Source organism: Cellulophaga sp. BC115SP (assembly GCF_009905545.1).
Lineage (GTDB): Bacteria > Bacteroidota > Bacteroidia > Cytophagales > Spirosomataceae > Flectobacillus > Flectobacillus rivi.
This window is the reverse complement of record NZ_JAAALB010000009.1, coordinates 37,934-63,257: the sequence shown is the minus strand read 5'-3', so window position 1 is coordinate 63,257 and position 25,324 is coordinate 37,934. Positions and strand designations below refer to the sequence as shown.

The 25,324-nt window shown below is 37.7% G+C and carries 12 protein-coding genes; 10 read left to right on the top strand and 2 right to left on the bottom strand.

Annotation, left to right across the window (positions count from 1 at the left end; translation table 11 throughout):
- Nucleotides 1-51 precede the first annotated feature (51 nt).
- The 10 genes from GVN22_RS09330 (at nt 52) to GVN22_RS09285 (ending at nt 22,911) form a co-directional block, all read left to right on the top strand.
- On the top strand, nt 52-2,370 hold the full coding sequence (locus GVN22_RS09330; RefSeq protein WP_240915597.1) for a DUF5703 domain-containing protein: 2,319 nt from the start codon (nt 52-54) through the stop codon (nt 2,368-2,370).
- A gap of 648 nt (nt 2,371-3,018) precedes the next feature.
- Nucleotides 3,019-4,155 (top strand): cellulase family glycosylhydrolase, encoded by a 1,137-nt coding sequence (locus GVN22_RS09325; protein ID WP_166550758.1) that lies wholly within the window; start codon nt 3,019-3,021, stop codon nt 4,153-4,155.
- Nucleotides 4,156-4,250: 95 nt separating this feature from the next.
- On the top strand, nt 4,251-5,297 hold the full coding sequence (locus GVN22_RS09320; protein ID WP_370520405.1) for a family 43 glycosylhydrolase: 1,047 nt from the start codon (nt 4,251-4,253) through the stop codon (nt 5,295-5,297).
- A 294-nt stretch (nt 5,298-5,591) separates the two neighbouring features.
- Entirely contained in the window at nt 5,592-7,625 is a 2,034-nt protein-coding gene (locus tag GVN22_RS09315) for a beta-L-arabinofuranosidase domain-containing protein (RefSeq protein WP_205690833.1), read from the top strand.
- A gap of 92 nt (nt 7,626-7,717) precedes the next feature.
- Nucleotides 7,718-10,123: a glutaminase family protein gene (locus GVN22_RS09310; RefSeq protein WP_166550757.1), complete on the top strand. Its 2,406-nt coding sequence runs from the start codon at nt 7,718-7,720 to the stop codon at nt 10,121-10,123.
- Nucleotides 10,124-10,332: 209 nt separating this feature from the next.
- Nucleotides 10,333-14,289: a hybrid sensor histidine kinase/response regulator transcription factor gene (locus GVN22_RS09305; RefSeq protein WP_166550756.1), complete on the top strand. Its 3,957-nt coding sequence runs from the start codon at nt 10,333-10,335 to the stop codon at nt 14,287-14,289.
- Nucleotides 14,290-14,710: 421 nt separating this feature from the next.
- The gene (locus tag GVN22_RS09300; RefSeq protein ID WP_240915595.1) at nt 14,711-17,926 is read left to right on the top strand and encodes a TonB-dependent receptor; all 3,216 of its coding nucleotides are present in this window, start codon (nt 14,711-14,713) and stop codon (nt 17,924-17,926) included.
- An 18-nt stretch (nt 17,927-17,944) separates the two neighbouring features.
- Complete coding sequence (locus GVN22_RS09295; protein ID WP_166550755.1) at nt 17,945-19,834, top strand: RagB/SusD family nutrient uptake outer membrane protein; 1,890 nt, start codon at nt 17,945-17,947, stop codon at nt 19,832-19,834.
- 19 nt (nt 19,835-19,853) lie between these two features.
- Entirely contained in the window at nt 19,854-20,552 is a 699-nt protein-coding gene (locus GVN22_RS09290; protein ID WP_166550754.1) for a DUF3823 domain-containing protein, read from the top strand.
- A gap of 802 nt (nt 20,553-21,354) precedes the next feature.
- A complete protein-coding gene (locus GVN22_RS09285) occupies nt 21,355-22,911 on the top strand; it encodes a replication initiation protein (protein WP_166550753.1) in 1,557 nt (518 codons plus the stop codon).
- 52 nt (nt 22,912-22,963) lie between these two features.
- Here the strand turns inward: GVN22_RS09285 and GVN22_RS09280 are convergent, their stop codons facing one another.
- Both GVN22_RS09280 and GVN22_RS09275 read right to left on the bottom strand, forming a co-directional pair.
- Nucleotides 22,964-23,869 carry a hypothetical protein gene (locus GVN22_RS09280; protein WP_166550752.1) on the bottom strand — a complete coding sequence of 302 codons (906 nt, stop codon included), beginning with the start codon at nt 23,867-23,869 and terminating at the stop codon, nt 22,964-22,966.
- Between the two features lie 2 nt (nt 23,870-23,871).
- Nucleotides 23,872-24,816: a ParA family protein gene (locus GVN22_RS09275; protein ID WP_166550751.1), complete on the bottom strand. Its 945-nt coding sequence runs from the start codon at nt 24,814-24,816 to the stop codon at nt 23,872-23,874.
- Nucleotides 24,817-25,324: the final 508 nt, after the last annotated feature.

The window sequence follows — 25,324 nt, the reverse complement described above, 5'->3', positions numbered from 1 at the left end:
AAAAGGTTTTTCCTCTATAACAATCTGATAGAAATGAAGATGATCAAAAGAATGCTATTTTTAGTTTGCATGTGGAGTATAGGTCTATGCCATCTTTTTGCACAAAATACCCCTTCCAATATCGACCAATACAATGTAGTTTGGAATAGTCCAAGTCAGCATGCAGGAGAGTCTATGCCTTGTGGTGGCAGAGATATTGGCTTGAATGTATGGGTCGAAAAAGGAGATATTTTCTTCTATATCGCTCGTAGTGGTACATTTGATCACAATAATGCAGTCCTAAAACTCGGAAGAATGCGTTTAACCGTATCTCCAAACGTCTTTGAAAACCCTAGCACTTTTACACAAATACTTCGATTATCTTCGGGTGATGTCATCATAGAAGGAAGTAATGGCAAAATCAAAACACAGGTAAAAATTTGGGTTGATGTTTTTCATCCCAATATTTATGTAGAAGTCAATAGTAATCAATCCATTTCGGCAAAAGCACAATATGAAAACTGGCGCTATCAAGACCGTTTGATGAGTAAAGGCAAAGAAAATAATGCAAATTCCTATAAATGGGCACCACCCCATCAGGTCGTTACTCGTAAAGATAGCATCCACTTTGCCCCTAAAGGAATCCTATTTTATCATGATAATGGTGATGAAATCTCAGCTTTTGACGTAGCTATGAAACAACAAGGGTTAGATAGTCTGAAAAAGCAGTTTTACAATCCTATCAAAAATCTAGTTTTTGGTGGTATCATTTCAGGAAATAACTGGCAACAAGACGGTACTGAGCAAGGCAAATATCGTGATACAGATTTTAAAGCTTGGAAAATCAAAACCATAAAATCATCTCGCCAGCAACAATTCATGATCAGTTTGAATACCGAAACGACAAATAGTGTTACGGATTGGGAAAAACACTTATTACATACACAAACAGAGGGAGAAAAGAATATGCTAGTGGCTCAAAAGGCTACACAAAATTGGTGGAAAGAGTTTTGGAACAAAAGCTTTATTCATATTACTCCTGACCCAAAAAATAATAAAAGCTGGGAGCTCTCTCGCAACTATCAGGTTTTTAGATACCAATTAGCTTGTAATAATTTTGGACAATATCCTACAAAATTCAATGGAGGTTTGTTCACAGTTGACCCCTATTATACAGATACAACCATGAAATTCACTCCAGATTTTAGAAACTGGGGTGGTGGTACGCATACTGCTCAAAATCAGCGTTTAGTCTATTGGGGATTATTAAAAACTGGTGACTTTGAAGCGATGAAACCTCAATTTGATTTTTATAAAAGAATTCTTCTCAATGCAGAACTACGAACTAAACATTATTGGGGACATCAGGGAGCTAGTTTTACAGAACAAATTGAAAATTTTGGTTTGCCCAATCCCGCAGAATATGGCTGGAAACGCCCCGCTGGCTATGACAAAGGCATGGAATACAATGCTTGGCTCGAATACGAATGGGATACGGCTTTGGAGTTTTGTTCCATGATTTTAGAAATGGAACGGTTCACGGGAAAAAACATTTCAGAATATATTCCATTAATAGAAAGTTGCCTAAGGTTCTTTAATGAACATTATCAATATTTAGCCCAAAAACGAGGTAGTAAAGCTTTGGACGGCAACAAGCAATTAATCATTTACCCAGGTTCTGGTGCAGAAACTTACAAAATGGCTTATAATCCTAGCTCAACCATTGCAGGATTAAAAACGGTGTTGGAGCAGCTCCTCACCTCTCCTTCTCTAGCGTCTGAAAATAAAAAAACTTGGGAGGAAATGCTCCTGAAAATTCCTCCAATGAGTTTCAGACAATTTGAAAATCATATAACCATCGCTCCTGCCAAAACTTGGGAGCGTATCAATAATGTAGAAAGTCCACAACTTTACCCCGTTTTTCCTTGGAATCGCTATGGGGTCGGAAAGTCGGGCTTGGACACTGCACGCAATACCTATTTATATGATACAGATGTAATCAAGTTTAGAAGCCATATTGGTTGGAAACAAGATGTCATTTTTGCGGCACGCCTTGGGCTAAGAGAAGAAGCCCAAAAGTTGCTATCGCTTAAACTACAAAATGCTCCCCGTCGATTCCCTACTTTTTGGGGACCGGGCTACGACTGGACACCCGATCATAACTGGGGAGGCTCAGGAATGATTGGACTACAAGAAATGTTATTACAAACCACAGATCAAAAGATATATCTACTCCCAGCATGGCCCAAAGAATGGGATGTGCATTTCAAACTTCAAGCACCCTACCAGACGAGCGTAGAAGTAGAATGGAAAAATGGTAAGCTCGAAAAGCTCATCGTCATACCCGAATCCCGAAGAGCAGACATTGTAGAAGCTTGGGATTTGAAATAGATATCTTGATATTTAGTGAACTTTCTAGTCCAAGACTAAGTCTTGGACTTATTTTTTTATACAGTTTACAAACTGTAGCAAATTCTAGTCCGAGACAAAGTCTCGAACTAGAAAAGCGGTCGAAAAACAAATATCGACCACTTTTTATGATTAATGACATGGCTTAAGACGCAAATCATTGCGTCTCTACAGCAAGAATACAATATTGACAATAATCACTCATCCACTCAATCGCAAATCACTAAATTTTAAAAAACGCCTATTTTATTAGAAAAAATAGCAATGCAATAAACCCTTTTAATCCTATTTCGAAGTCAGAATTTATCAAATTTACACCAATGAAGCCGTTCGAAACGACCTAAGACAAAATACTCATTTGTCTCATAGAAATGAACAATTTTATAACACTATAGAACAGTTTTGCCTAAAAATGACTCAAAATAGCCCTTCTAAATTGTTCATTGAATTGATGATTTGAATAAAAAGCGCAAATTTGATACGTTTTGATTAATATTTGAATAGAAACATCAAAGAGAATCCACTTACTTTGTTTCAATAAAATATCAAATAAGTTCAATAAAAATTGAATCGAAAGCTATTAGCGATATTATTCCCGAATTAATTAACTTAAACGTATTAAAAGAAAACATGATGAAGTTCAAAGGAGGTTGGTACAAAGGCATTTCATTGGCAGCTTTAATGATGTGTGCTATATCCAACAACTCAACTGCCCAAGTGCGCAAGGTATGGACAAAAGAGCAGGCAAATGAATGGTATAAAAAACAAAGTTGGCTCGTCGGTGCAAACTACCTTCCAAAATCGGCTATCAACCAACTTGAAATGTGGCAAGCGGATACTTTTGATACAGAGAATATTGATAAGGAGTTAGGATATGCTCAGTCGCTAGGTATGAATACGATGCGTGTATTTTTACATGATTTGGCTTATGAAACAGATTCGCTAGGATTTTACAAACGCATTGATACATTTTTGAATATCGCCCAGAAGCATAAAATTCGTCCTTTGATTGTGATTTTTGATTCATGCTGGGATCCATTTCCGCAAACGGGTAAACAACATGAACCAAAGCCTTATGTGCACAACTCTGGTTGGGTACAAAGTCCAGGACAAAAAGCCTTGCAAGACGAAAGTCAGTATGTACGTTTAGAGAAATACGTTAGAGCTGTCGTAAGTCATTATGCAAAGGATAAAAGAATTTTGGGTTGGGATGTTTGGAACGAACCAGATAATATGACTGGTCCTTCGTATGAAAGATTAGAAATTAAAAATAAGGTAGATATTATCACGAAATTGCTCCCTAAAGTTTTTACTTGGGCGCGTGCTGCCAAGCCTACCCAACCACTCACTTCTGGTGTTTGGGCAGGAGATTGGTCACAAGATGCTAAATTGAAGCCAATAGAAAAAGTACAATTGGAAGAATCAGATGTGATTTCGTTTCACAATTACGATAATCCCACGATTTTTGAAAATAGAATAAAAGAATTGAGTCGTTATGGAAAGCCAATGTTATGTACCGAATACATGGCTCGCCCAAATGGTAGTACCTTCCAAGGTTCATTGCCGATAGCAAAAAAATACAAAGTTGCCATGTTCAACTGGGGCTTTGTTTCAGGAAAATCTCAAACGATTTATCCTTGGGATAGTTGGACTAAACAATACAATGCTGAGCCTCCAGTTTGGTTTCATGACATTTTCAGAGAAGATGGAACTCCATACAAACAAGATGAAGTAGACTTTATTAAGTCTATGACACAGAAAAGATAGACCTTGAATAATTCGTTCCGAGCATATAAATGCTCGGAACAAACCTTAATAAACCTATTTTAAATAACTGATAATCAAACACTAAACAATATAAGGTGAAAAAATTATTAACTATAATCCTTGCTTTGGGACTTTGCTCTTGTGGGCAAATGGATGTTTCGGCGCAAAGTCAAGAAACATTCACGAACCCCTTGTTACCCTCCGGAGCTGATCCTTACAGTTTTTATAAAGATGGGTATTACTATTACACCCATACGACGGGCAACCGTTTGGTTTTGTGGAAAACGAAAAACATAGCAGAACTAGCAACAGCACCCAAGAAAACTATCTGGACACCACCAGTTGGAACGATGTATTCTAAAGAAATCTGGGCGCCAGAAATTCATTTTATCCAAGGAAAATGGTATATGTATTTTGCTGCGGATGATGGCAAAAATGATAACCATAGAATGTATGTATTAGAAAATGCCTCTGCTGACCCTATGGAAGGTGAGTGGATTTTCAAAGGGAAAGTGGCTGACAAAAATGACAAATGGGCAATTGATGGTGATGTTTTTACCCATAATAATCAGCTCTATATGATATGGTCAGGTTGGGAAGCTGATGTAAATGTGCAACAAAACATCTACATAGCTAAAATGAAAAACCCATGGACCATCGATGGTGAGCGAGTTAAAATATCAGGATCTGATTACGATTGGGAAAAGCACGGAGATTTGAATGATGCAACCAATCCACCTCATGTCAACGTAAACGAAGGACCTCAATACTTATCTCACGGGAAAAAAGCATTTATCATTTATTCAGCAAGTGGCTGTTGGACAGACTTTTATGCCTTGGGTATGCTTACTGCAGATGCAAATGCTGATTTATTGAATCCTAACTCATGGAAAAAATCGGCTCAACCTGTTTTCAAACAATCAGCAGAAAACAAGGTATATGCTCCAGGACATAACTCTTTCTTCAAATCTGCCAATGGCAAAGAAGACTGGATACTTTATCACGCTAACCCAGAACCCAATCAAGGTTGTGGAAACCATCGTTCGCCAAGAGCTCAAAAGTTTACTTGGAACTCCGATGGTACTCCCAACTTTGGAAAACCAGTAAGTACACAAACACAGATGCCCTTACCTGCAAAGTAAGCATTTGGCGACTTTGAGTATCACTGAAATTGTGCAATTGACTTATGCACAATTGCGGTTACCCAAATCGTAAATTATTCCAATTTTCTATGAGAACGCCTCGGGGGTGTCATGCCCTCGGGGTTATTTTAAAGTTATCTACTAATCTGTTTTCTTAGCATTACCATCTGCTCGATGGGTAAGAAGTGTAAAATTTAGAAAAGTACAAATCAAGTTTTATAAAACCTTGGTGATTAACATTTTGCATCCAATATATTTACTGGTACTGAAACAAATACTAGATAACTATCAACTATGAATATGATGAAAAACCGTTTACTTCTAACTTTATTTATTTTATGCGCTTGGTCTGGTTTGGCTCAAAAAGCACAATATCAAGGAAATAAAGCGCCTTTGGCTCCTCTCAAATATATCGAATTACCTTTAGGAGCTGTAAAGCCACAAGGTTGGCTTCGTCAACAGCTCGAAGTCATGAAAAAAGGGGCAACAGGTCACCTGGACGAATATTTCCCTAAAGTCCAAAACGACAATGGATGGTTAGGTGGCAAAGGTGATGCTTGGGAAGAAACCCCTTATTGGTTGGATGGCGCTGTGCCACTAGCCTATTTACTCGAAGATAAAACCCTCACTCAAAAGGTTCAAAAATATATAGATTGGACACTTTCCACACAAAGACCCAATGGTTTCTTTGGACCGTTAACCAACGAAGAAAGAGAAGGAAAATCCATAAGTTCTTGCGAACAAGGTGCCGACTGGTGGCCAAGAATGGTAATGCTTAAGGTGTTGCAACAATACTATACAGCAACCAAAGATGCTCGTGTCATTCCGTTCATGACCAAATATTTTCACTATCAATTACAATCCATCAAGGCTTGTCCGCTCAACAAATGGACAGATTGGGCTCGTGCTCGTGGGGGCGACAATATCATGTCTGCCTATTGGCTCTACAATCAAACTGGGGATAAATCTTTACTAGAACTTGCTGATATACTCTACCAACAAACCACTCCATGGACACAGTACATGGCAGAAAGAAACTGGGTTATGCAGGCTTCAGCCAATCAAACGGGTGAAAGTTGGATGGATCGTCATGCGGTAAATGTGGGGATGGGTATCAAATTACCAGCTATTTATTATCAAAGTAAAAAAACCGACTATTATCTCAAAGCGATGAGTCAAGGTTGGAAAGACATCATGACTTTGCATGGTTTACCTCACGGAATGTTTTCAGGAGATGAAGATTTGCATGGAAATGAACCTTCTCAAGGTGTAGAGCTTTGTGCTATTGTCGAAACCATGTTTTCGCTTGAAAATGTCCTAGGTATTACAGGTGACCCAATGTATGCACAAGCACTTGAACGCATGACTTACAATGCTTTACCTACGCAAACAACAGATGACTATATCTCTCGTCAGTATTTCCAGACAGCCAATCAGGTGGAAGTTAGACGTGGTACTTATGATTTCTCATTACCATTTTATCGCGGTATGAATAACGTATTTGGTCCTTACGCTGGATACACGTGTTGTACTTCAAATATGCACCAAGGCTGGACAAAATTTGTAAGTCATCTTTGGTATGCAACGCCAGAAAATGGTCTAGCGAGCTTACTTTATGGACCATCAAGTATAAAAGCTAAAGTGGGAAATAGCGTAGAGGTTACTATAAACGAAAGCACTAACTACCCTTTTGAAGATCAAATTAATTTTGAGTTGCAGTCCGCCAAAACCGTCACTTTCCCTTGGGAGTTCCGCATCCCCGAATGGTGTCAAGAAGCTACCATTAGTATCAACGGTAAGGAATTCAAAAAAGGAAAAGCTGGCGAAATTGTAAAAATTCGACGTCAGTGGCAAAATGGAGACAAAATTACCTTACATTTTCCTAGTGAAGTTCGTACAAGCGTATGGGCACATAATTCAAGAGTTGTCGAAAAAGGCCCACTGGTTTATGCCTTAAAAATCGAAGAAGAATGGAATAAAAAGGAAATTAAAGAAGAAGGTACTTTTTATGAAATTCTCCCAAAAAGTGCTTGGAACTTCGGCATTCCTACTTCAGTAGCTGAAAAACCAAGCAAATTTTTACAAGTAACTACCAAAGGAATGCCGCAAGGTTATGTTTGGAATGCTCAAAATGCTCCGATAGAAATCAAACTTTCGGCCAAACAAATTCCAGCTTGGATCATCAATAACGACGGTGTTGCCCGCATTCCCGTTACCACCCGCGACGGATTCTATCAGGGTGCCGTCGATAACAAAGAACAAACCATCACACTTATTCCGTATGGTTGTAGTAAATTAAGAGTTGTAGCATTTCCTTTAATCAAATAATAGTAGAGAGTTTGAAAGAAATCAAGTGTTTTATCCCAAACATGAGATTTCTTTCCCACCCAATTCTCTATATCATGAATCAATTTTATCACATGAAAAAATCAATTGTTGCACTTCTGAGCCTTTTCAGCATTTCAACGCAAGCTCAACAGTTGCGTCCACCTGCTGTTCCACTCATTGCGAATGACCCTTATTTTAGTATTTGGTCTGTTTCAGACAAAGCTAATGAGTCAGTAACAAGACACTGGACTGGCAAAAATCACTCTCTTCAAGGTATTGTCGAAGTTGATGGCAAAGCTTTTCAATTTTTAGGAATGCCTAAAATCAATTACAAAACTTACGCTACTACAGCCGCAGAAAAAGTATATCAAGCAAAATACACGTTGGATAAGCCTGCTGCTGGTTGGGAAAAAGAATCATTCGACGACAATGCTTGGAAAACAGGTACAGCTCCTTTTGGTGACGGTGCTGGTAGCAATCCAATGCGTCCAAATACCGATTGGAAAACAAAAACAATCTGGTATCGTCGTGCAGTAGAACTTCCTGCAAAATTCAATGCTGAGAAATTAAGACTACAAGTAAGTAATGACGACGATGTTCAAATCTTCATCAATGGCGTTTTAGCATACGAGTGTGGCCCTTGTTATATTGCTGGTTATGAGCAATATAAACTTTCTCCAGCAGCACAAAAAGCTATTAAGCCTGGAAAAAATATTATTGCAGTACATTGTATCAACCCAATTGGGGGTGGTTTTGTCGATGTAGGTATTCAGGAAGAATTACCTCCAGCAACACCAGTAACAGCGGCAACTCAAACAAGTGTTCAGGTAAAAGCTACTAACACAATTTATACATTTGATGCTAACGGTGTACAGATAAAAGCTACTTTTACCTCTCCCCTATTGATGGACGAATTAGAGGTTTTGGCTCGCCCAGCTTCGTATGTAACCTTCGAAACAAGCGCTAAGGACGGTCGTTCTCACAAAGTAAAAGTGAAAATGGATGTTTCGGCAGACTTAGCCGTGAATATGACTTCTCAGGAAGTAGCAACGAAAGTACTACCAAATACCGCTGGTGGCTTGAAATTAATGTCGGCTGGTTCAGTTGAGCAAAAAATCTTAGGAAAACGTGGCGATGACCTCCGTATCGACTGGGGATATGCGTATGTAGCAGCAAAAAATGCTACTTTTACCACAGGAACTCCTCAAGAAAGAGTTTTGAAAAGTACATTTGATTTTGGTACTGTTGGTCAAACTTCAAAATCTAATCACTTGATTTTGGCTTATGATGATATTTACGCAGTTCAATATTTTGGTAAAAACTTGCGTGCGTGGTGGCGTAGAGATGCTTCGATGACAGCAGAAAAAATGTTAGATGAGGCTGAAAAAGATTACACTAGATTGATGGCAAAAACAGCAGCATTCGATCAACAATTGTATCAAGATGCACAAAAAGTAGGTGGTAAAGAATATGCAGACTTGTGTGAACTAGCTTATCGTCAAGCAATTGCAGCGCACAAAACTGTTGACCGTGGAGATGGTACCTTGTTGTTTTTCTCGAAAGAAAACTTTTCAAACGGTTCTATTGGTACAGTTGACGTAACTTATCCGTCAGCACCGATGTTCTTGTTGTACAACAATACTTTGATGAAAGGATTATTAGAATTCATTTTCGAATACTCTGAATCTGGAAAATGGGCAAAACCTTTCGCAGCACACGATGTAGGTACATATCCATTGGCTAATGGTCAGACTTATGGAGAAGATATGCCAGTTGAAGAATGTGGAAACATGATTACCTTAGCTGCCGCAACTTGTATTGTAGATGGAAATGGTGATTACGCCAAAAAACACTGGTCAACATTATCGACATGGGTAAAATACTTGGAAGAATACGGTTTTGACCCAGCTAACCAATTATGTACAGACGATTTTGCTGGTCACTTGGCTCGTAATATCAACTTGTCAGCTAAGGCTATTATGGGCATTGCATCTTATGCAAAAATGGCAGAAATGATTGGCGACAAAGCTACAGCTTCTAAATATCATGCTATTGCAAAAGAAATGGCAAGCAAATGGCAGACAATGGCAGAAGATGGAGATCACTATGCTTTGACTTTCGACAAAAAAGGTACTTGGTCTCAAAAATACAACTTGGTTTGGGATGGGCTTTTGGGCTTAAATGTATTTCCAAAATCAGTAATGCAAAAAGAAATTAAGTATTACTTGAACAAACAAGAAAAATACGGTTTGCCTTTAGATTCTAGAAAAACATATACCAAGTCTGACTGGATTATGTGGACAGCAACGATGGCTGATTCGCAACAAGATTTCCAAGCGTTGATTCATCCAATTTGGAAATTTGCTAACGAAACAACCTCAAGAGTTCCATTATCTGACTGGCATGAAACTACAAATGCCAAGCAAGTTGGCTTCCAAGCTCGCTCGGTAGTAGGTGGATATTTTATCAAAATGCTTGAGGGAAAACTCCATAAATAAAAAACAGACTTCGTGGCTATTTGATCTGCTGACAAATAGCCACGAAGTTTGAGCAAAATGACAATAAATTTGGGATTTTAAATTGTTCATTTTTGTTCAAATTTTATTCAAATCTTCTCAAAATAGCCTCTACACCTAAATTAAGTATATTTACAGTTTTATGCATCTAGGAATTAAATTTATCTTTACAAGACAAAAAACACAGTAAATTGAAACTTAATCTTACAATAGTATTATTTGTTTTATGGTGCCAACAGTTGCTGGCTCAGTCTTTCAGCTTTCGTCATTATGAAGTAGAAGATAATCTTTCTTACAACTCCGTAATGTGCAGTATGCAGGACAGTAAAGGCTTTTTGTGGTTTGGTACCAAAGACGGACTCAATCGTTTTGATGGATACTCTTTTAAGGTTTACAGGAAAATAGAGAACAACCCCAAAAGTTTAGGAAACAATACTGTTTTTTCGGTTTGTGAGGGAGACGAACAAACTATTTGGGTAGGAACTTACGCAGGAATTTATCAGTACAATACCATTACAGAACAATTTAGTGTATTGCCAGATACCAAAGAGCATTTTATTCGCACTATCAAAACAGATGACGAAGGAAATGTCTGGTTTATTAAGGATTACACCTTACAGATTTATAACCCTAAAACACAAAAGACAGAAAAATTAGATACAGGAAAAGAACGAATAGATATTACTTCTTTTATCCTCAATAAACAACAGATTTGGTTAGCGACCACAGACGGCAATTTGTGGGAATATAACGCGTTCAGCAAATCGTTGAAAAAGTATAATATGTTTGAGAAATCTGCTCCTGCAATTTCTCATTGGATAGACAAAATTTATGATACCAAGCAAAACGCAATTCTGATTGGTACCTCAAGTCAAGGAGTAAAATTGTTTAATACCAAGACTAGGACTTATGAAGATATATTGACTTACAATTCCAATAAAACAGCCATCTATGTACGCGATTTTATGCATCGCACCGAAGATGAATATTGGATTGCCACAGAGTCTGGATTGTATATTTATTATTTACAATCTCGAAAATATATCAATCTAAAACACGAATATAGTAATCCTTACTCCATCTCAGACAATGCGCTGTACACACTTTCGAAAGACCGTGAAGGTGGGATTTGGATTGGAACATACTTTGGAGGTATCAATTATTTGCCTACACAACACGTGGCATTTGATAAATATTTTAACCAAGGAGCCAATAATAGTATTACAGGAAATGCCGTAAGAGAAATTTGTGAAGACAAATTTGGAAATCTGTGGATTGGAACTGAAGACAATGGCTTGAATAAACTCAACCTCAAAACTCGTCAGTTTACCCATTTTAAGCCTGACGGAAAACCCAATAGTCTTTCCCACTCTAATATTCATGGGCTAATGACTGTTGGTGATAAGCTATGGGTAGGTGCGTTTGAGTCTGGCTTAGATATTCTAGATATTCCTTCTGGAAAAGTGGTAAAGCATTTTGTAGCAGGAAATGGACCTAGAAGCTTGAAAAGCAATTTTGTGGAAACACTCTACCGAACAAGGTCAAATATGATTTTGGTAGCAACCTCCAACGGACTGTTTCGTTTTCACGAAAAAACACAAGACTTTACGCCTCTTTGTGACCGAACTACCTACGGGCATTTTATTACAGTCACAGAGGACCAAGAAGGAAATATTTGGGCAGGTACAACTCGAGAGGGTCTACGCTGTATAGATTTTAAACACAATCGTGTAGTTAATTTTCGTTCAAGTGAAAAAGATATTACCTCTATCAGTTGTAATGCTATCAATGGCATTTTTATCGACCATGCCAATCGTATGTGGGTTACAACCGAAAATGGGCTGAATTTACTGGATAGAAAAACAGGAAAATTCAGAAGATTTGGAACAAAAGATGGTTTTCCGAGTGATGTTTTTTACAAAATATTGGAAGATCAACATCATAAACTTTGGATAAGTACCTCTAAAGGCTTGTGTGCGTATGATTTTGAACGCAATAAGCTCGCAACTTATACCAAATCAAATGGAATTTTGAGCGACCAGTTTAACTATAGCTCCGCCTTCAAAGACGATGAAGGACGAATGTACTTTGGAAGTGTAAAGGGTCTAAATAGTTTTACACCTGATACTTTTATGCAAAATGCTTTTGTGCCCCCAGTATACCTGACGGGTATTCAAGTAGACAATCAAGAGTTAGAGATTGGAGAGGAAAACTCTCCGCTCGAGCGCTCGATTTCGTTTACTAAAAGCATAAATTTAGACCATACACAATCCACCTTTAGTTTAGACTTTGCCGCCCTAAGCTATACCTCACCACAAACCACCGAGTATATGTATATGCTCGATGGCTTGGACAAAGGCTGGAATTTATTAAAAACTAACCGAAAGGTATATTTTACCAAACTTGCCCCGGGCTCCTATACGTTTAAGGTGAAAGCTTCGAATGGTAGTGGCATCTGGAGTGAAGAGATGGCCGTGCTCGAAATTGAGGTGAGCCCTCCTTTTTGGGCAAGCGGAATTGCGTATATACTTTACAGTATTGTAATTTTGTTGGCTATTTACTTTGGTATTCAAATGTACCATGAGTATATCAATCAGCAAAATCAGCGTAAAATTGATATGCTTGAAATTGAAAAGGAAAAGGAAATTTATGCCGCCAAAATTGAGTTTTTCACCAATGTTACTCATGAAATCCGTACACCACTGACGCTTATTAAAGCGCCACTGGAGGATTTAATGAAAAAAAATGTTGAGAATAATGCGTTGTCGTCAGGCTTGCAAGTGATTGAGAAAAATACAGATAGATTGTTAGAATTAACAAATCAACTCTTGGATTTTCGTAAAACAGAGGCCAACGGTTTTAGTTTGAATTTTGTAAAAATGAATATCAGTCAGTTTTTACAAGAACGCTTTGAGGAGTTTTATCCCATGGCAACATTCAAGCAAATAAGCTTTGAGCTACAACTACCCAATGAAGATTTTTGGGCATCTGTCGACCGTGAGGCATTTCAAAAAATCATCAGTAACCTTATTGACAATGCTGTAAAATACGCTGAACATAAGGCAATTATAAAATTATACTCGATAGATGAAACTCATTTTTCGATTGAGGTTCAAAACGATGGTGTGCTTATTCCAGAGGATTATCGTCAGCGCATTTTTGAGCCATTTTATCGAATGAATAATGTAAAAAATCAAAGAGGAACAGGGATTGGTTTGGCATTGGCTCGTTCTTTAGCAGAACTTCATGAAGGAACATTGAAGGTGGTAGATTCGAGAAACATGAACATTTTTCTGCTAGAATTACCCATTCATCATGCTTATGAATTTGATATTAGGAAAGAAGTTGTTTCGCCATATTCCGAAAATGTTGCTCAAAAAACTGCTCAGGATGAGCGCCCAACCATACTTTTGGTTGAAGACAACTATGAAATTGCCCAGTTTATTGGCGAAAAACTTGAAGAAGATTATCATATATTACGAGCCAACAACGGTCAAGTAGCATTAGAACTCCTAGAGTCTGAGTCTGTTCAGCTAGTACTATCGGATGTCATGATGCCCGTTATGGATGGTTTTGAACTTTGTAAACATCTGAAAAGTAACCAACAATACTCACACATTCCTGTGATTTTGTTGACCGCTAAAAATACACTTCAAGCCAAAATTGTGGGTCTTGAACTTGGTGCAGATGCTTATATCGAAAAGCCATTTTCTTTAGATTATTTACTAATGCAAATTAGTAACTTATTGATTAACAGGTCTAAGGTTAAAGATTACTTTGCTAATTCGCCGCTAGTGCACCTCAAAAATATAGCACATAGCAAATCAGATGAGGCATTTTTAGAAAAGATTACGGAAATCATTTTCCAAAATATAGACAACAATCAGCTAGATGTGGACTTACTGGCCGAAACCATGAATATGAGTCGTCCAACGCTTTATAGAAAAATTAAGGCTGTAGCCAATCTTTCTCCCAACGAATTGATTATTGTTACAAGACTCAAAAAAGCAGCAGAGCTATTAGTTCAAAGTGATTATAAAATACAAACTATCGCAAGCATGACGGGTTTTAATTCGCAAGCGCAATTTGGTAGAAGCTTTTTAAAACAATTTGGAATTCGTCCTTCCGAATATGCCAAGAAAAGATAGTGTGCAGTACAATGCTAAAGAAAATTACCTTTAAATGAATATAAGATAAGTAATAGTGTCGAATAATTGTTGATTGATTTTGAGTGTAAAATATTGATAATTAAAAATTTACGCTATAAGTCACAACTCATCATTCAGCACTAGTACTAAGCAACCCTTAAACTCTGAGGTTATAGAGTATAAACCTACTAAGTCGAGAGAAGTTCACTATTGCATCAATATCTCCCCTAATCAAAGCAAGAATTTCTCTCTACTACATGAAACAACTATGATAAGATAACGTGTATTTCAATCTCAAAAAAAAGTCAAGGATGCTTGTCCCATCCCTGACTGGTCGTTTGTTCATACTCAACTGATTGGCGTCAGTTGTGGATTTTTATTGCTCGAAAACTAAAACAATACGAACAAATCTTTCAAATTTATGAATCAATCTAGACTATTACTATCACCATGGATGAAAAAATCTGTGGTACAAATCCCCGTGGCCTGTTTGCTGCTCAACTTGATTGGCGTCAAGGATGTTACAGCAAAGACAACTGCGGGATTTTTAACCAGTAATTCAAGTAATGTCAGTAGCCTTATCGCCGATCAGACGGTAAAAGGTAAGGTTGTTGATGAAAAAGGCGAACCAATCGCTGGAGTAAACATTCTTGTGAAAGGAACACCCAACAAAGGAGCAAGTACCAATGCTTCAGGGGAGTTTACTATCAACGTAAGTAATCAAAATGTGACCTTGATTTTTTCTTCTATTGGCTTTGTTAGTCAAGAAGTAGCTATCAACAATCGTACATTTCTCGAGGTAAAACTTTTAGCAGATGTAAAAAGTCTCGATGAAGTTGTAGTAGTTGGTTACGGTACTCAAAAGAAAGAATCTTTGACAGGTGCTATCTCGGTAATAACTTCAAAAGATATTGAAAAAGTACACGGGGGATCAACAGTAAGTGCGGGTTTGGCAGGTAAAATCCCAGGGGTAACTTTCCGTATGGCTGATGGTCGTCCAGGTGCGAGTGCCAACATCCAAATTCGTAACATGGGTGATCCACTTTACGTAATCGATGGTATTCAACAAGATGCTGGTCAGTTTAACAACATTGCTCCTAACGACATCGAAAGTATCTCTGTGTTGAAAGATGCTTCTGCGGCTATCTATGGGGTTCGTGCTGCCAACGGGGTTGTTGTTGTAACTACCAAAAGAGGAAAAGCTGGTTCTAAAAATACCATTAATGTAGATACCTACACTGGATGGCAAAACTGGTCGCGATTCCCAAGTGTTGTAAATGACTCTTATCAGTGGTGGTTAGGAAAAGTAGATGCTGATGTAAACCAATTTTTTACAACAGCTATGACAAAAACTGAACTTGAAAAATATAAGGTTGGAACAGAATATGGTTACCAAACTTTTAACTGGAAAGACTTTATCATTCAAGGAAATGCTCCACTTAATTCATTGAATATCAGTGCAACTGGTGGTTCAGACAAAATTACTTATTACTTATCTGCTACACGTTTAGCTCAAAGTTCGGTATTAGGTCGCGAGTTTACTTTCCAAAGAAGTAATATCCAAAGTAACGTAGATGCTCAAATCTCAAATCGTTTGAAAGTGGGCGTACAAATCAATGGTCGTATCGAAACACGTGACCAACCGGGTATCCCTGGGGCAGATGATTACTGGTTACCAAGATTTGCCATTTTGAGAAACCGTCCTTTCGAACGTCCTTATGCAAATGACAATCCAGAGTATTTGAACGATATTAAGCACAACGAAACTAACTGGGCTTATAACAACAAAAAACTAGGAGGATACTGGCGTGAAGACTGGCGTGTAATGCAAGCCAATTTTACAGGAGAATACCAAATTCCGGGCGTGAAAGGTTTGACAGCCAGAGGTATGTATTCTTACTACATTGCTGACCGTGTTATGAATGGACATGAATATACGTATCAAGCGTATACCTATAACCCAACAGACAATAGCTATAAAGTAACTGGTGGTAGTACCAACCCTTGGCGTGAAAGAGGTACTCGCAAAGTAATGCGTAATATCTATCAAGGTCAATTAAGTTATAATAATACTTTCGGAAAACATAACGTAGGAGGAGTATTTGTAACAGAACGTCAAGAGCAAAGATACCAAGACCAGTGGGTTCACTCGGTGCCAAAAACAAACGTGTTGCCACTAGTGTATTTCACAACAATGGATACCTACAACGATACAGACAACGAGGAAGCTAGAATTGGTTATATCGGTCGTTTCAACTACAACTTTGCTAACAAATATTATGTTGAAGTTTCTGCTCGTCGTGATGCCTCTTGGAAATTTACTCCAGACAAACGTGTAGGTGTATTCCCTTCTGCTTCAATTGGTTGGAGAATTACAGATGAACCTTTCATGAAAAATATTTTAGGTTCAAAAAGCATTTTGGATGATTTAAAGTTAAGAGCTTCTTACGGGGTATTGGGTGATGATAACATTGGTATTGGTGCTTATGACTACTTAACTGGTTATAACTACAACGCAGGAACTGTTATTTTGAGTGGTACGCCAGTAGTTACTAGCCGTGACAAGGGTCAACCAATCACAAACATCTCTTGGTTTAAAAGTAAGGTTACCGACATCGGTGCAGACTTTTCTTTGCTAGGCACAAAATTGACAGGTAGCGTAGATTATTTCCATCGTTTAAGAACAGGCTTGAGAGGTCGCAAATATGACATCTTAGTACCAAGCGAACTAGGTTATAGCCTTCCAGACGAAAACGTAAATAGTGACGCCCAATCAGGTGGTGAAATTGCCCTTCAATACAATAACAAAAAAGGAGATTTTAGCTACAGTATCGGTGGAAACCTTTCTTACGCTCGAAGCAAAACGGTTGAAACGTACAAACCAATTTTCAACAACTCTTGGGATAATTACCGTAACTCAATCGAGAATCGTTACACAGGCATTTTCTGGGGCTACGAAACCACTGGTCAGTTCAAAACTATGGAGGAAATCAATGCTTATCCTGTAAACATCGATGGTCAAGGAAACCGTACGCTACTTCCTGGTGATTTGATTTACAAAGACATCAACGATGATGGTAAAATCGACCAATACGATGTTCGCCCAATTGGTTACACCACTACAGGTCAGCCAACGATAAACTTTGGCTTTAACGTATCAGTAGGTTGGAAAGGTTTCTCTCTAACAGCTGACTTCTCTGGTGGTAGCATGTACTCTTGGAACCAAAACTGGGAACAAAGATGGGCATACCAAAACGAAGGTGCACTCAATTCACTTTTGACAGACAGATGGCATCGTGCTGATCCATTCAATATCAACAGCGAATGGATTCCAGGTCGCTTCCCTGCATTCAGATACAACAACGGTGGACATAGCAATTACAACCGTAACTCTACCTTCTGGTTACAAAACGTAACTTACTTACGTGCTCGTACCTTAGAATTAGGCTATCAGTTACCAAAATCAATCTTAGATAAAATCAAAGTTCAAAGAGCACGTGTGTATATCAACGCATACAATATGTTCTCTTTCGACAATCTGAAGGAGTATGGTGTTGACCCAGAAATTGCTGACGATAATGGTTTGCAATATCCTCAAAGCAAGTTTGTTAACATCGGTCTTAACCTTTCTATCTAATTAATTTTGAATCCGAAAATGAAAAAAACGATATATAGTATTCTTTTGGCAAGTCTTGGAATTTGTTGGTCGTGTAATGATGATGCCTTCCTTGACAGAAAACCAACCAATATTTTAACAGAACAACAAGTATGGTCTAGTCCAGACCAAGCGCTGTCTGTTTTAGGCGATTTATATAACAGATATGTTGACCTTGGTACTGTAAAAAACTGGACAGCTATCTCTGACTTCAACGAAGCATTTTGGTCTGAAGCAGGACAGTATGGAAACTTCCAAAACACAGGTTGGGACTACGGTGCTTGGGGAGCATGGGATTACGGTTACATCCGTGACTTAAACCTTTTTATCCAAAAATGTAATAATGCCACTGCCCTTGACGCTGCCACAAAAGACCGCTTTTTGGCAGAGGCTAGATTCTTGAGAGCTTCGTATTACTTTGAATTGGTAAAAAGAATGGGCGGTGTGCCGTTAATTCTTGAACCTCTTACTTATGACTTTAGTGGCGACCCAACGTATTTGCGTAATCCTCGTGCTAAAGAATCGGAAGTCTATGATTTTATCTTGAAAGAATCCGATGATATCAAAGATAAACTTCCATCAAGTACTTCGGAAAAATCAAGAGCAACCAAAGGTGCCGTATTAGCCATGGCTTCTCGTGCTGCCCTTTATGCAGCATCTATTGCTCGCTATGGAACTAATACACCTGTTGTGACACTCTCAGGTGGTGAAGTTGGGATTCCAAGTAGTTTGGCTACTGGTTATTACAACAAAGCCCTAGGTTATGCTCAAGATTTGATTTCTGGAAAAGCTGGTGCTTATAGTTTGTACAACAAAAAACCAGATTTGTCTGAAAACTTTGCTTCTATTTTCTATGATAAAGCAAATAACCCTGAGGTGATTTTTGTAGAAGATTTTAAACTACAATCTGGTAAAACTCACAATTTCACTGTTGTAAACCAACCACGTTATGGAGCTGAGGAAGAAGAAGGCGGACGTATTAACCCTTCTTTGAACTTTGTTCAAGCATTCGAAAAGTTGGACAATACTTATGCGCCACTTCCAACAACCAACAGCGACGGTACTCCTGTGTATTATTCGGGTATTAGCGACATTTTTGCTGACCGTGATGCTCGTTTGGCTGGTACTGTTATTCTTCCTGGAAGTAAATTTAAGGGTAGAGCAGTAGATATTTGGGCTGGTTATCAATTGGCGGATGGTTCTATTATCAGTGGTACAGACCGTGGTGCACAAAAGGTACTACCGGGTAAAACGCTAGCAGAACAAGTAGTAGGATTTGACGGACCTATTGATGGCTTTGAATTTACTGCTCAAACAGGTTTTTATTTAAGAAAATACCTTGACCCAGCAGTTGGTTCGGGTCAGCGTGGGGTGCAATCTGAAATGTGGTTTGTTCGCTATCGTTTTGGAGAGGTATTACTCAATGCAGCAGAAGCAGCATTCGAGTTAGGTCAAAAAGACTTGTCTGCTCAATACATGAACTCGCTTCGTGCTCGTGCTGGTCTAACCAAAGCGCTTACAGCCAACGATATCAACTTCGACCGTATCGCTCACGAACGTCGTGTGGAGTTAGCATTTGAAGGTCATACGCTTTACGATATGAAACGTTGGAGAATTGCTCACCTAATTCAAGATGGGAATAGCATCTCCCCTACTGAGTTAAATTCTGAACTTGATAAAGCGACAAAACGTAATACTCAGCCGTACTCACTTTGGCCGTATCGTATCTATGCGCCAAACACAGCCAACCATGACAAATGGATTTTCAAGGTGGTGAAATTGACACGTGTAACTGGTGCTGATCGTTTCTTGATGGGTAATTACTATTCAAGAATTGGTGACGATATCATCAGTAACAACCCTAAAATTGTGAGAAACCCAAATCAATAGACATTCAATTTAATTCAATATGAAAATTTTAAAATACTTCGTTGTGCTTGCCGGACTACTTTTGGTTGCCTGTTCAAAGGATAACTACGTAGCACCATCAATTACACTCAAAGGTCGCATCGTGTATGGAGGCGAGCCTTTAAATCTCGAATACAGCCAAGTAGGTATGCAGCTTTGGGAACCAGGTTGGGGAAAATTAGCGCCTATCGATGTAACCGTTTCGCAAGAAGGTACGTTTTCTTCTTTATTGTTTGCAGGAAAATACAAATTGATTATTCCTAAAGGTCAAGGACCGTTCATGACCAAAGCACAACAAGGTAGTTCGTCTGATACTTTGTATGTTGATTTGAAGGATAATCAAAACATCGACATAGAAGTAACTCCATATTACTTGATTAAGAATGCCAAATTCGCCAATGAAGCTGGAGTAGTCTCAACTACCTTCGACCTCAGTAAGGTTATAACGGACGCTAACGCCAAAAGTATTGAGCGTGTGAGTCTTTATATCAACAAGACGCAGTTCGTGGCTGGTAGCACAAATATCGCAGCCACAAACCTATCTGGTGCTAATGTGACTAATCTAACAGGTATCAAAATGTCTGTTAACGTTCCAACCATCAATCCAGATCAAAATTATGTGTACGCACGTGTGGGCTTAAAGATTGCTGGTGTCGAGGATATGATCTTCTCTCCTATCCAGAAAATTCAATACAAATAGTAGATACTTTACCAATGTATTGAAGCATTATCCCTTTAGGATAGCGGCTGTTGGATTGCGGAAGTATCATCAACTTTATAAAAAAGTAGGTGTTTTTTAATATTTCCGCAATCAACAGTCCCAAATACACCATTAATCATTCATATTATAGCCCAATTTTTCTGGAATAATCCAAAAAATTGGGCTATTTTTTATCATTTTTATATAACCGATTTCACGAAATTAGGCTTAAAATCTTCGTTATTTCAAAAATTAAGCACTTTTTATATATAACCAAAATCACGATTTAATATAACCATTTTCACGGAATGCCTTTTTTATTTAACAAAATCGAACTAGCTACCTTTCATATTCACACTATTTTTTTATTCATTTAAGAAATCAAAGAAGGACTATTTTTTTTAGAGTCGATTAAAAAAAATAAACAAAAACTTTAATAAAAACAGCAACATCTTCTTTTGTTGTTTTTATTCTTTTTTATTCTTTTTTATGTTTAAAGGCTCTGTAACTACTTGATTTACAGTTTATTGTAGGGGTAACTATAACCAAAATCACGACAACTATAACCAAAATCACGAGTAACTATAACTATAATCACGAGTAACCATAACCAAAATCACGGACAACTATAACCATTTTCACGAGTAACTATAACTATAACTCGACGGAGTTATAGTTATAGTTAATTCTTTGTATATTTGTTATAGAAAGTGATCATTACTCTTGATAATAAGCACTTTCTGGATTTCTCTAGAAGATACTGAAATATCAATGTGTTGTTGATTAAACTCTGAACTGATTAATGACAAAGAAACGAACACCAGCTTTACGTAAAAAGCAAGATTATCAAGACCGATATATCATCCGAATGCAAGGTGGTAAAGCAGGGCTTGTGGAAGCTACCTCTAAAATGGACATCCATGAGTTTCGTGTATTTATGGCCATGCTCACGATGGTATTGCCCGACGACGATGATTTTGCGGAATACGAAATCCGTACACAAGACATTATCAAATTATATTCTTTGAGTGATGATGGTCGATACTACGAGGCTATTCGTGATGCGGCAGAGCGTCTTTTTAATAAACGCTTTGTCATCTATGAAAAAAAAGAAGATGGCGAGATTTATAAAACGACTATTCACCTAATTGATGAAACAAGCGAACCTGTTAAGAAAAGTGAAAAAAATCGTATTCGCCTAAAGTTTAATCCCAAACTAAAACCCTATTTGTTGGAGCTCCAGAGGGAGTACCTAACCATCGATATTCGAAATATTGCAAATGTGCAAAGTCCGACATCGGTAAAGATGTACTTGATATTGAAGCATCAATTTAATTTGGGAAACCGTCGGGCACGATATTCGGTAGCACGCTTGCGAGAAATTTTGGCGATTCAGGATAATGAATATCCGATGTATGGAAATTTCAAACAGAAGATTTTGCAGAAGACGATCAATGATTTTGAGAAATATACTGACTTGGTTGTAACGCAATTGGAGGAAGAAAAAGTCGGTCGTGCAGTGGATGCTGTTATATTTCATTTAGAAGAAAAGAAAGCACCAAAGCAATTAGAGCAAATTTCGAAAAAGCTCACCAGACAAGTCATCAAATCAACGAATGGTAGTATTGTAGTAGCTTCAAGAACACAGGATTTTATTGAAGAAATCACTCCTAGCGAAGTAATTGAATCCACTCTCATTCAAGCAGAAGAACGTACCAGTACATTAGACCAGCTATACGAAAACGTCAGACGCTTCAGAATTGCTAAAAATACCCTCAAAAAGTGGTTAGATGGTTATTCTGAAGAGCAAGTAAAGCGTTCGATTGATTATGTGATAGCAAAAATAGACAAGGGCGAAAAAATAAAAAGTGTCGGAGGCTATATCTTTAATCGTATCAAAGACGCTGATTGGGGAAATGAAGTGGTGACAAAAGAGATAAAAGTCAAACCCAAAGGTCTCTCTCCTATGGAGATTCAAAAAGCGAATCAGTTGCAAAATGAGTTGGAGAGATTGAAAGTTGATTTACAAAAAGATTATTTTCAAGAGCGATTGGGGCTCGTACAAACCTTGGTTCAGGATGAGCAAGCTCTGATTGCGCAATTGATGTTACAGCTTAAAAATGATAATGTAACTGAAAATCCGAATATCTTAGCTGAGCTTGCCCAAGCAAATTATCAGTTGTATCCTGAGTTGGATAATGTGCAAGAGTTTTTGGTGAACTTTGATAAAGGGGGAATTTTTCAAGGATATATGTTCGAGAAAGTGGAGAAATTATATCCAACAAAATTTGCTAAAATAAGAGAAGATTTTCAAGCAAAAGCTTTAGCAAACGGACTTAACGCAAATACTTTTTTTTAAAGTTTGAAGGTCTATAAAATGGTCAAAATGACCATTTTATAGACCTTCATTTTTAGAATACTTTCTTAAAATTATTGAAAGATTTTTGAGCTTCGTCCAAATCTATCTTGCTTCTAGAGGCGAAAGCGATTCTTATTTTTTCCAAAACATCTTCATACAAAATCTCAATGGCTGGCTCTTCTATTGTTGTCTCAGAATTTAATATTTGCGTTTGAGATACAATTGCTTCGAATTGAGAAAGATCTTCAATTGGTTGTTCGACTACTTGCTTGGATAGTTTTTGAACCTTAGCTTTTTCAATTTTTGCTTTTCCAGAAAGAACTTCATTTCTTAATTGAGTACTAAATTTTTCTAGACCAGCAGCAAACTCTGCATCACGACGAATGGTTTTTTCTGAAACATTATATTCTTCCGCAAGCTTTTTAGCTGTAGAACTCTCTTGAGAACTATCAGCTATCAATTGGTCATTTTGACCATTAGATAGCTCCTTTTTGAAGTTCAAACCAACATTAATTTTTTCGGTTTGATAACGGAGTCCTCGAAGATAGGATGCCTGTTGAGGATTCAAATTACGACGACCCAATTGAAGGTCAATCATGTATTCCTTGGCTTCTTTAATAGAGTCGAAAGGCACCAACTGAACATTGAAATTAATTCCCAACTCGCTACAAATATTGTAACGGTTGTGCCCATCTACCAACACATAAGCGGCTTCTTCTGCCGACCCTGTCCCAATGATTTCTTTAGTTGTTTCCCATACTAAAAGAGGGTCTTTACAACCATCCTTGAGTAGGTTTGAACGTAATTGTTCATATTCCTGAGGTAATAGAGGTGGAATAAAGTCTCTTAGTTCGTCGAGAATCGTGATATTGGTTTTGATTTTTTCGACATAACTAAAAGAGTTGGTAATAGCTTCCCTTGCTTTAGATTTCAAGGTGCTTTTAAAATCTTTTGCCATAATTAGAATAAGGTTAAATATTCGGCACAGAAGGTATCATAACATTTTGCAGCTTCCGAATCTTTGTCGTACATCCTGATAGGAATTTGCTCAATTTGGGCTTTTTGAAAAGCAATCAAGTGTCGAATTTCATTACTAAAAATACGAACATGATTAAATTCTTCACGAACTAAATCTTTGATTCCATTGTGAACGGTATTGTTTCGAACCATGGTAAATACAATTCCATCCACCTGCAAAGACGGGTTAAAGATTTGTCTAGCTTCTGAAACACGTTCCAAAAGAGTATTCAAGCCTTTCAAGGCGGACATTTCAGGAAGCAAGGTAATCAAGCAACTATTAGATGCCTGCATGGCACTCATCGTAAGGATATTCAATGACGGAGGGCAGTCAATCAAAATGAAATCGTAGTTTTCACTCAGTCTCGAAATGAGAATTTTAAGACGTTGCTCTCCTCCTACTTTATTGATTAACTCGGTTTCAGCTTTGGACAACTCAATATCTGATGGACAAATATAAAGGTTGTCTGCTACCTGATAACTTGGTAGGTCTTGAAGTTTAACCAAGCTAGTGTACACCTGTTTTTCATCTTGGATATCAACGTCAAAAATCTGACTCAAATTGCCTTGTGGGTCAAGGTCGATAAGTAATACCTTAAAGCCTTTTTTGGCAATGGCTTCACCCAAATAACCAGTAGTTGTAGTTTTGCCTACTCCACCTTTGTGATTGATAACGGATACAACTCTGGCTTTCTCGAATAACTCTGGTGAGTAGCCATAAGCTGTCAAAACTGGCAATAAAGATTCTACGTGTTTATCACTTAGTTTTCTTTCACCTTTAAGTGCTTTTGCTATAGTATCTTTAGGTAAATTTGCTTCACGTTCAAGCGTAGCAATCGACAAGGCATTACGCCTTCTGATAAATCTAAGCAGTTGGTCTTGTATCATTTCTTTTGCATGTAATTATATGCAAATATAATTATTTTGCATGATTTTTTATGCAAAATAATGAAGAAAATTTTCACCTATCTATTGGTCATTTTGACCATTAGGTGATCGTCTCTTTTTTTAGGTGAATCGTAGAAATCTGTCAAAAAACTATTTCTATCTATTGGTCATTTTGACCATTAGATATGCTTCTCTCCTTTCGGGTGAATTGCAGAAGTCTGTCAAAAACTATTTCTATCTAATGGTCATTTTGACCATTAGATGAGCTTCTCTTTTTTTAGGTGAATCGTAGAAACCTACCAAAAAACTATTTCTATCTAATGGTCATTTTGACCATTAGATGAGTGTCTCTTCTTTTATGGGAATCGTAGAAATCTGTCAAAAGACTATTTTCATCTAATGGTCATTTTGACCATTAGATAGAACCGATATTTAACTAGTGAATAAGGTTACTTGAAAAATTATTTAAAATGATTCTAAATAATACTTGACAATTCAATTCTTTTTT

Coding starts and splice junctions, on each gene's coding strand:
- GVN22_RS09290 (WP_166550754.1), top strand. CDS start 19,854: ATGAAAATTTTAAAATACTTCGTTGTGCTTGCCGGACTACTTTTGGTT.
- GVN22_RS09295 (WP_166550755.1), top strand. CDS start 17,945: ATGAAAAAAACGATATATAGTATTCTTTTGGCAAGTCTTGGAATTTGT.
- GVN22_RS09325 (WP_166550758.1), top strand. CDS start 3,019: ATGATGAAGTTCAAAGGAGGTTGGTACAAAGGCATTTCATTGGCAGCT.
- GVN22_RS09275 (WP_166550751.1), bottom strand. CDS start 24,816: ATGATACAAGACCAACTGCTTAGATTTATCAGAAGGCGTAATGCCTTG.
- GVN22_RS09310 (WP_166550757.1), top strand. CDS start 7,718: ATGAAAAAATCAATTGTTGCACTTCTGAGCCTTTTCAGCATTTCAACG.
- GVN22_RS09315 (WP_205690833.1), top strand. CDS start 5,592: ATGAATATGATGAAAAACCGTTTACTTCTAACTTTATTTATTTTATGC.
- GVN22_RS09330 (WP_240915597.1), top strand. CDS start 52: ATGCTATTTTTAGTTTGCATGTGGAGTATAGGTCTATGCCATCTTTTT.
- GVN22_RS09285 (WP_166550753.1), top strand. CDS start 21,355: ATGACAAAGAAACGAACACCAGCTTTACGTAAAAAGCAAGATTATCAA.
- GVN22_RS09300 (WP_240915595.1), top strand. CDS start 14,711: ATGAATCAATCTAGACTATTACTATCACCATGGATGAAAAAATCTGTG.
- GVN22_RS09280 (WP_166550752.1), bottom strand. CDS start 23,869: ATGGCAAAAGATTTTAAAAGCACCTTGAAATCTAAAGCAAGGGAAGCT.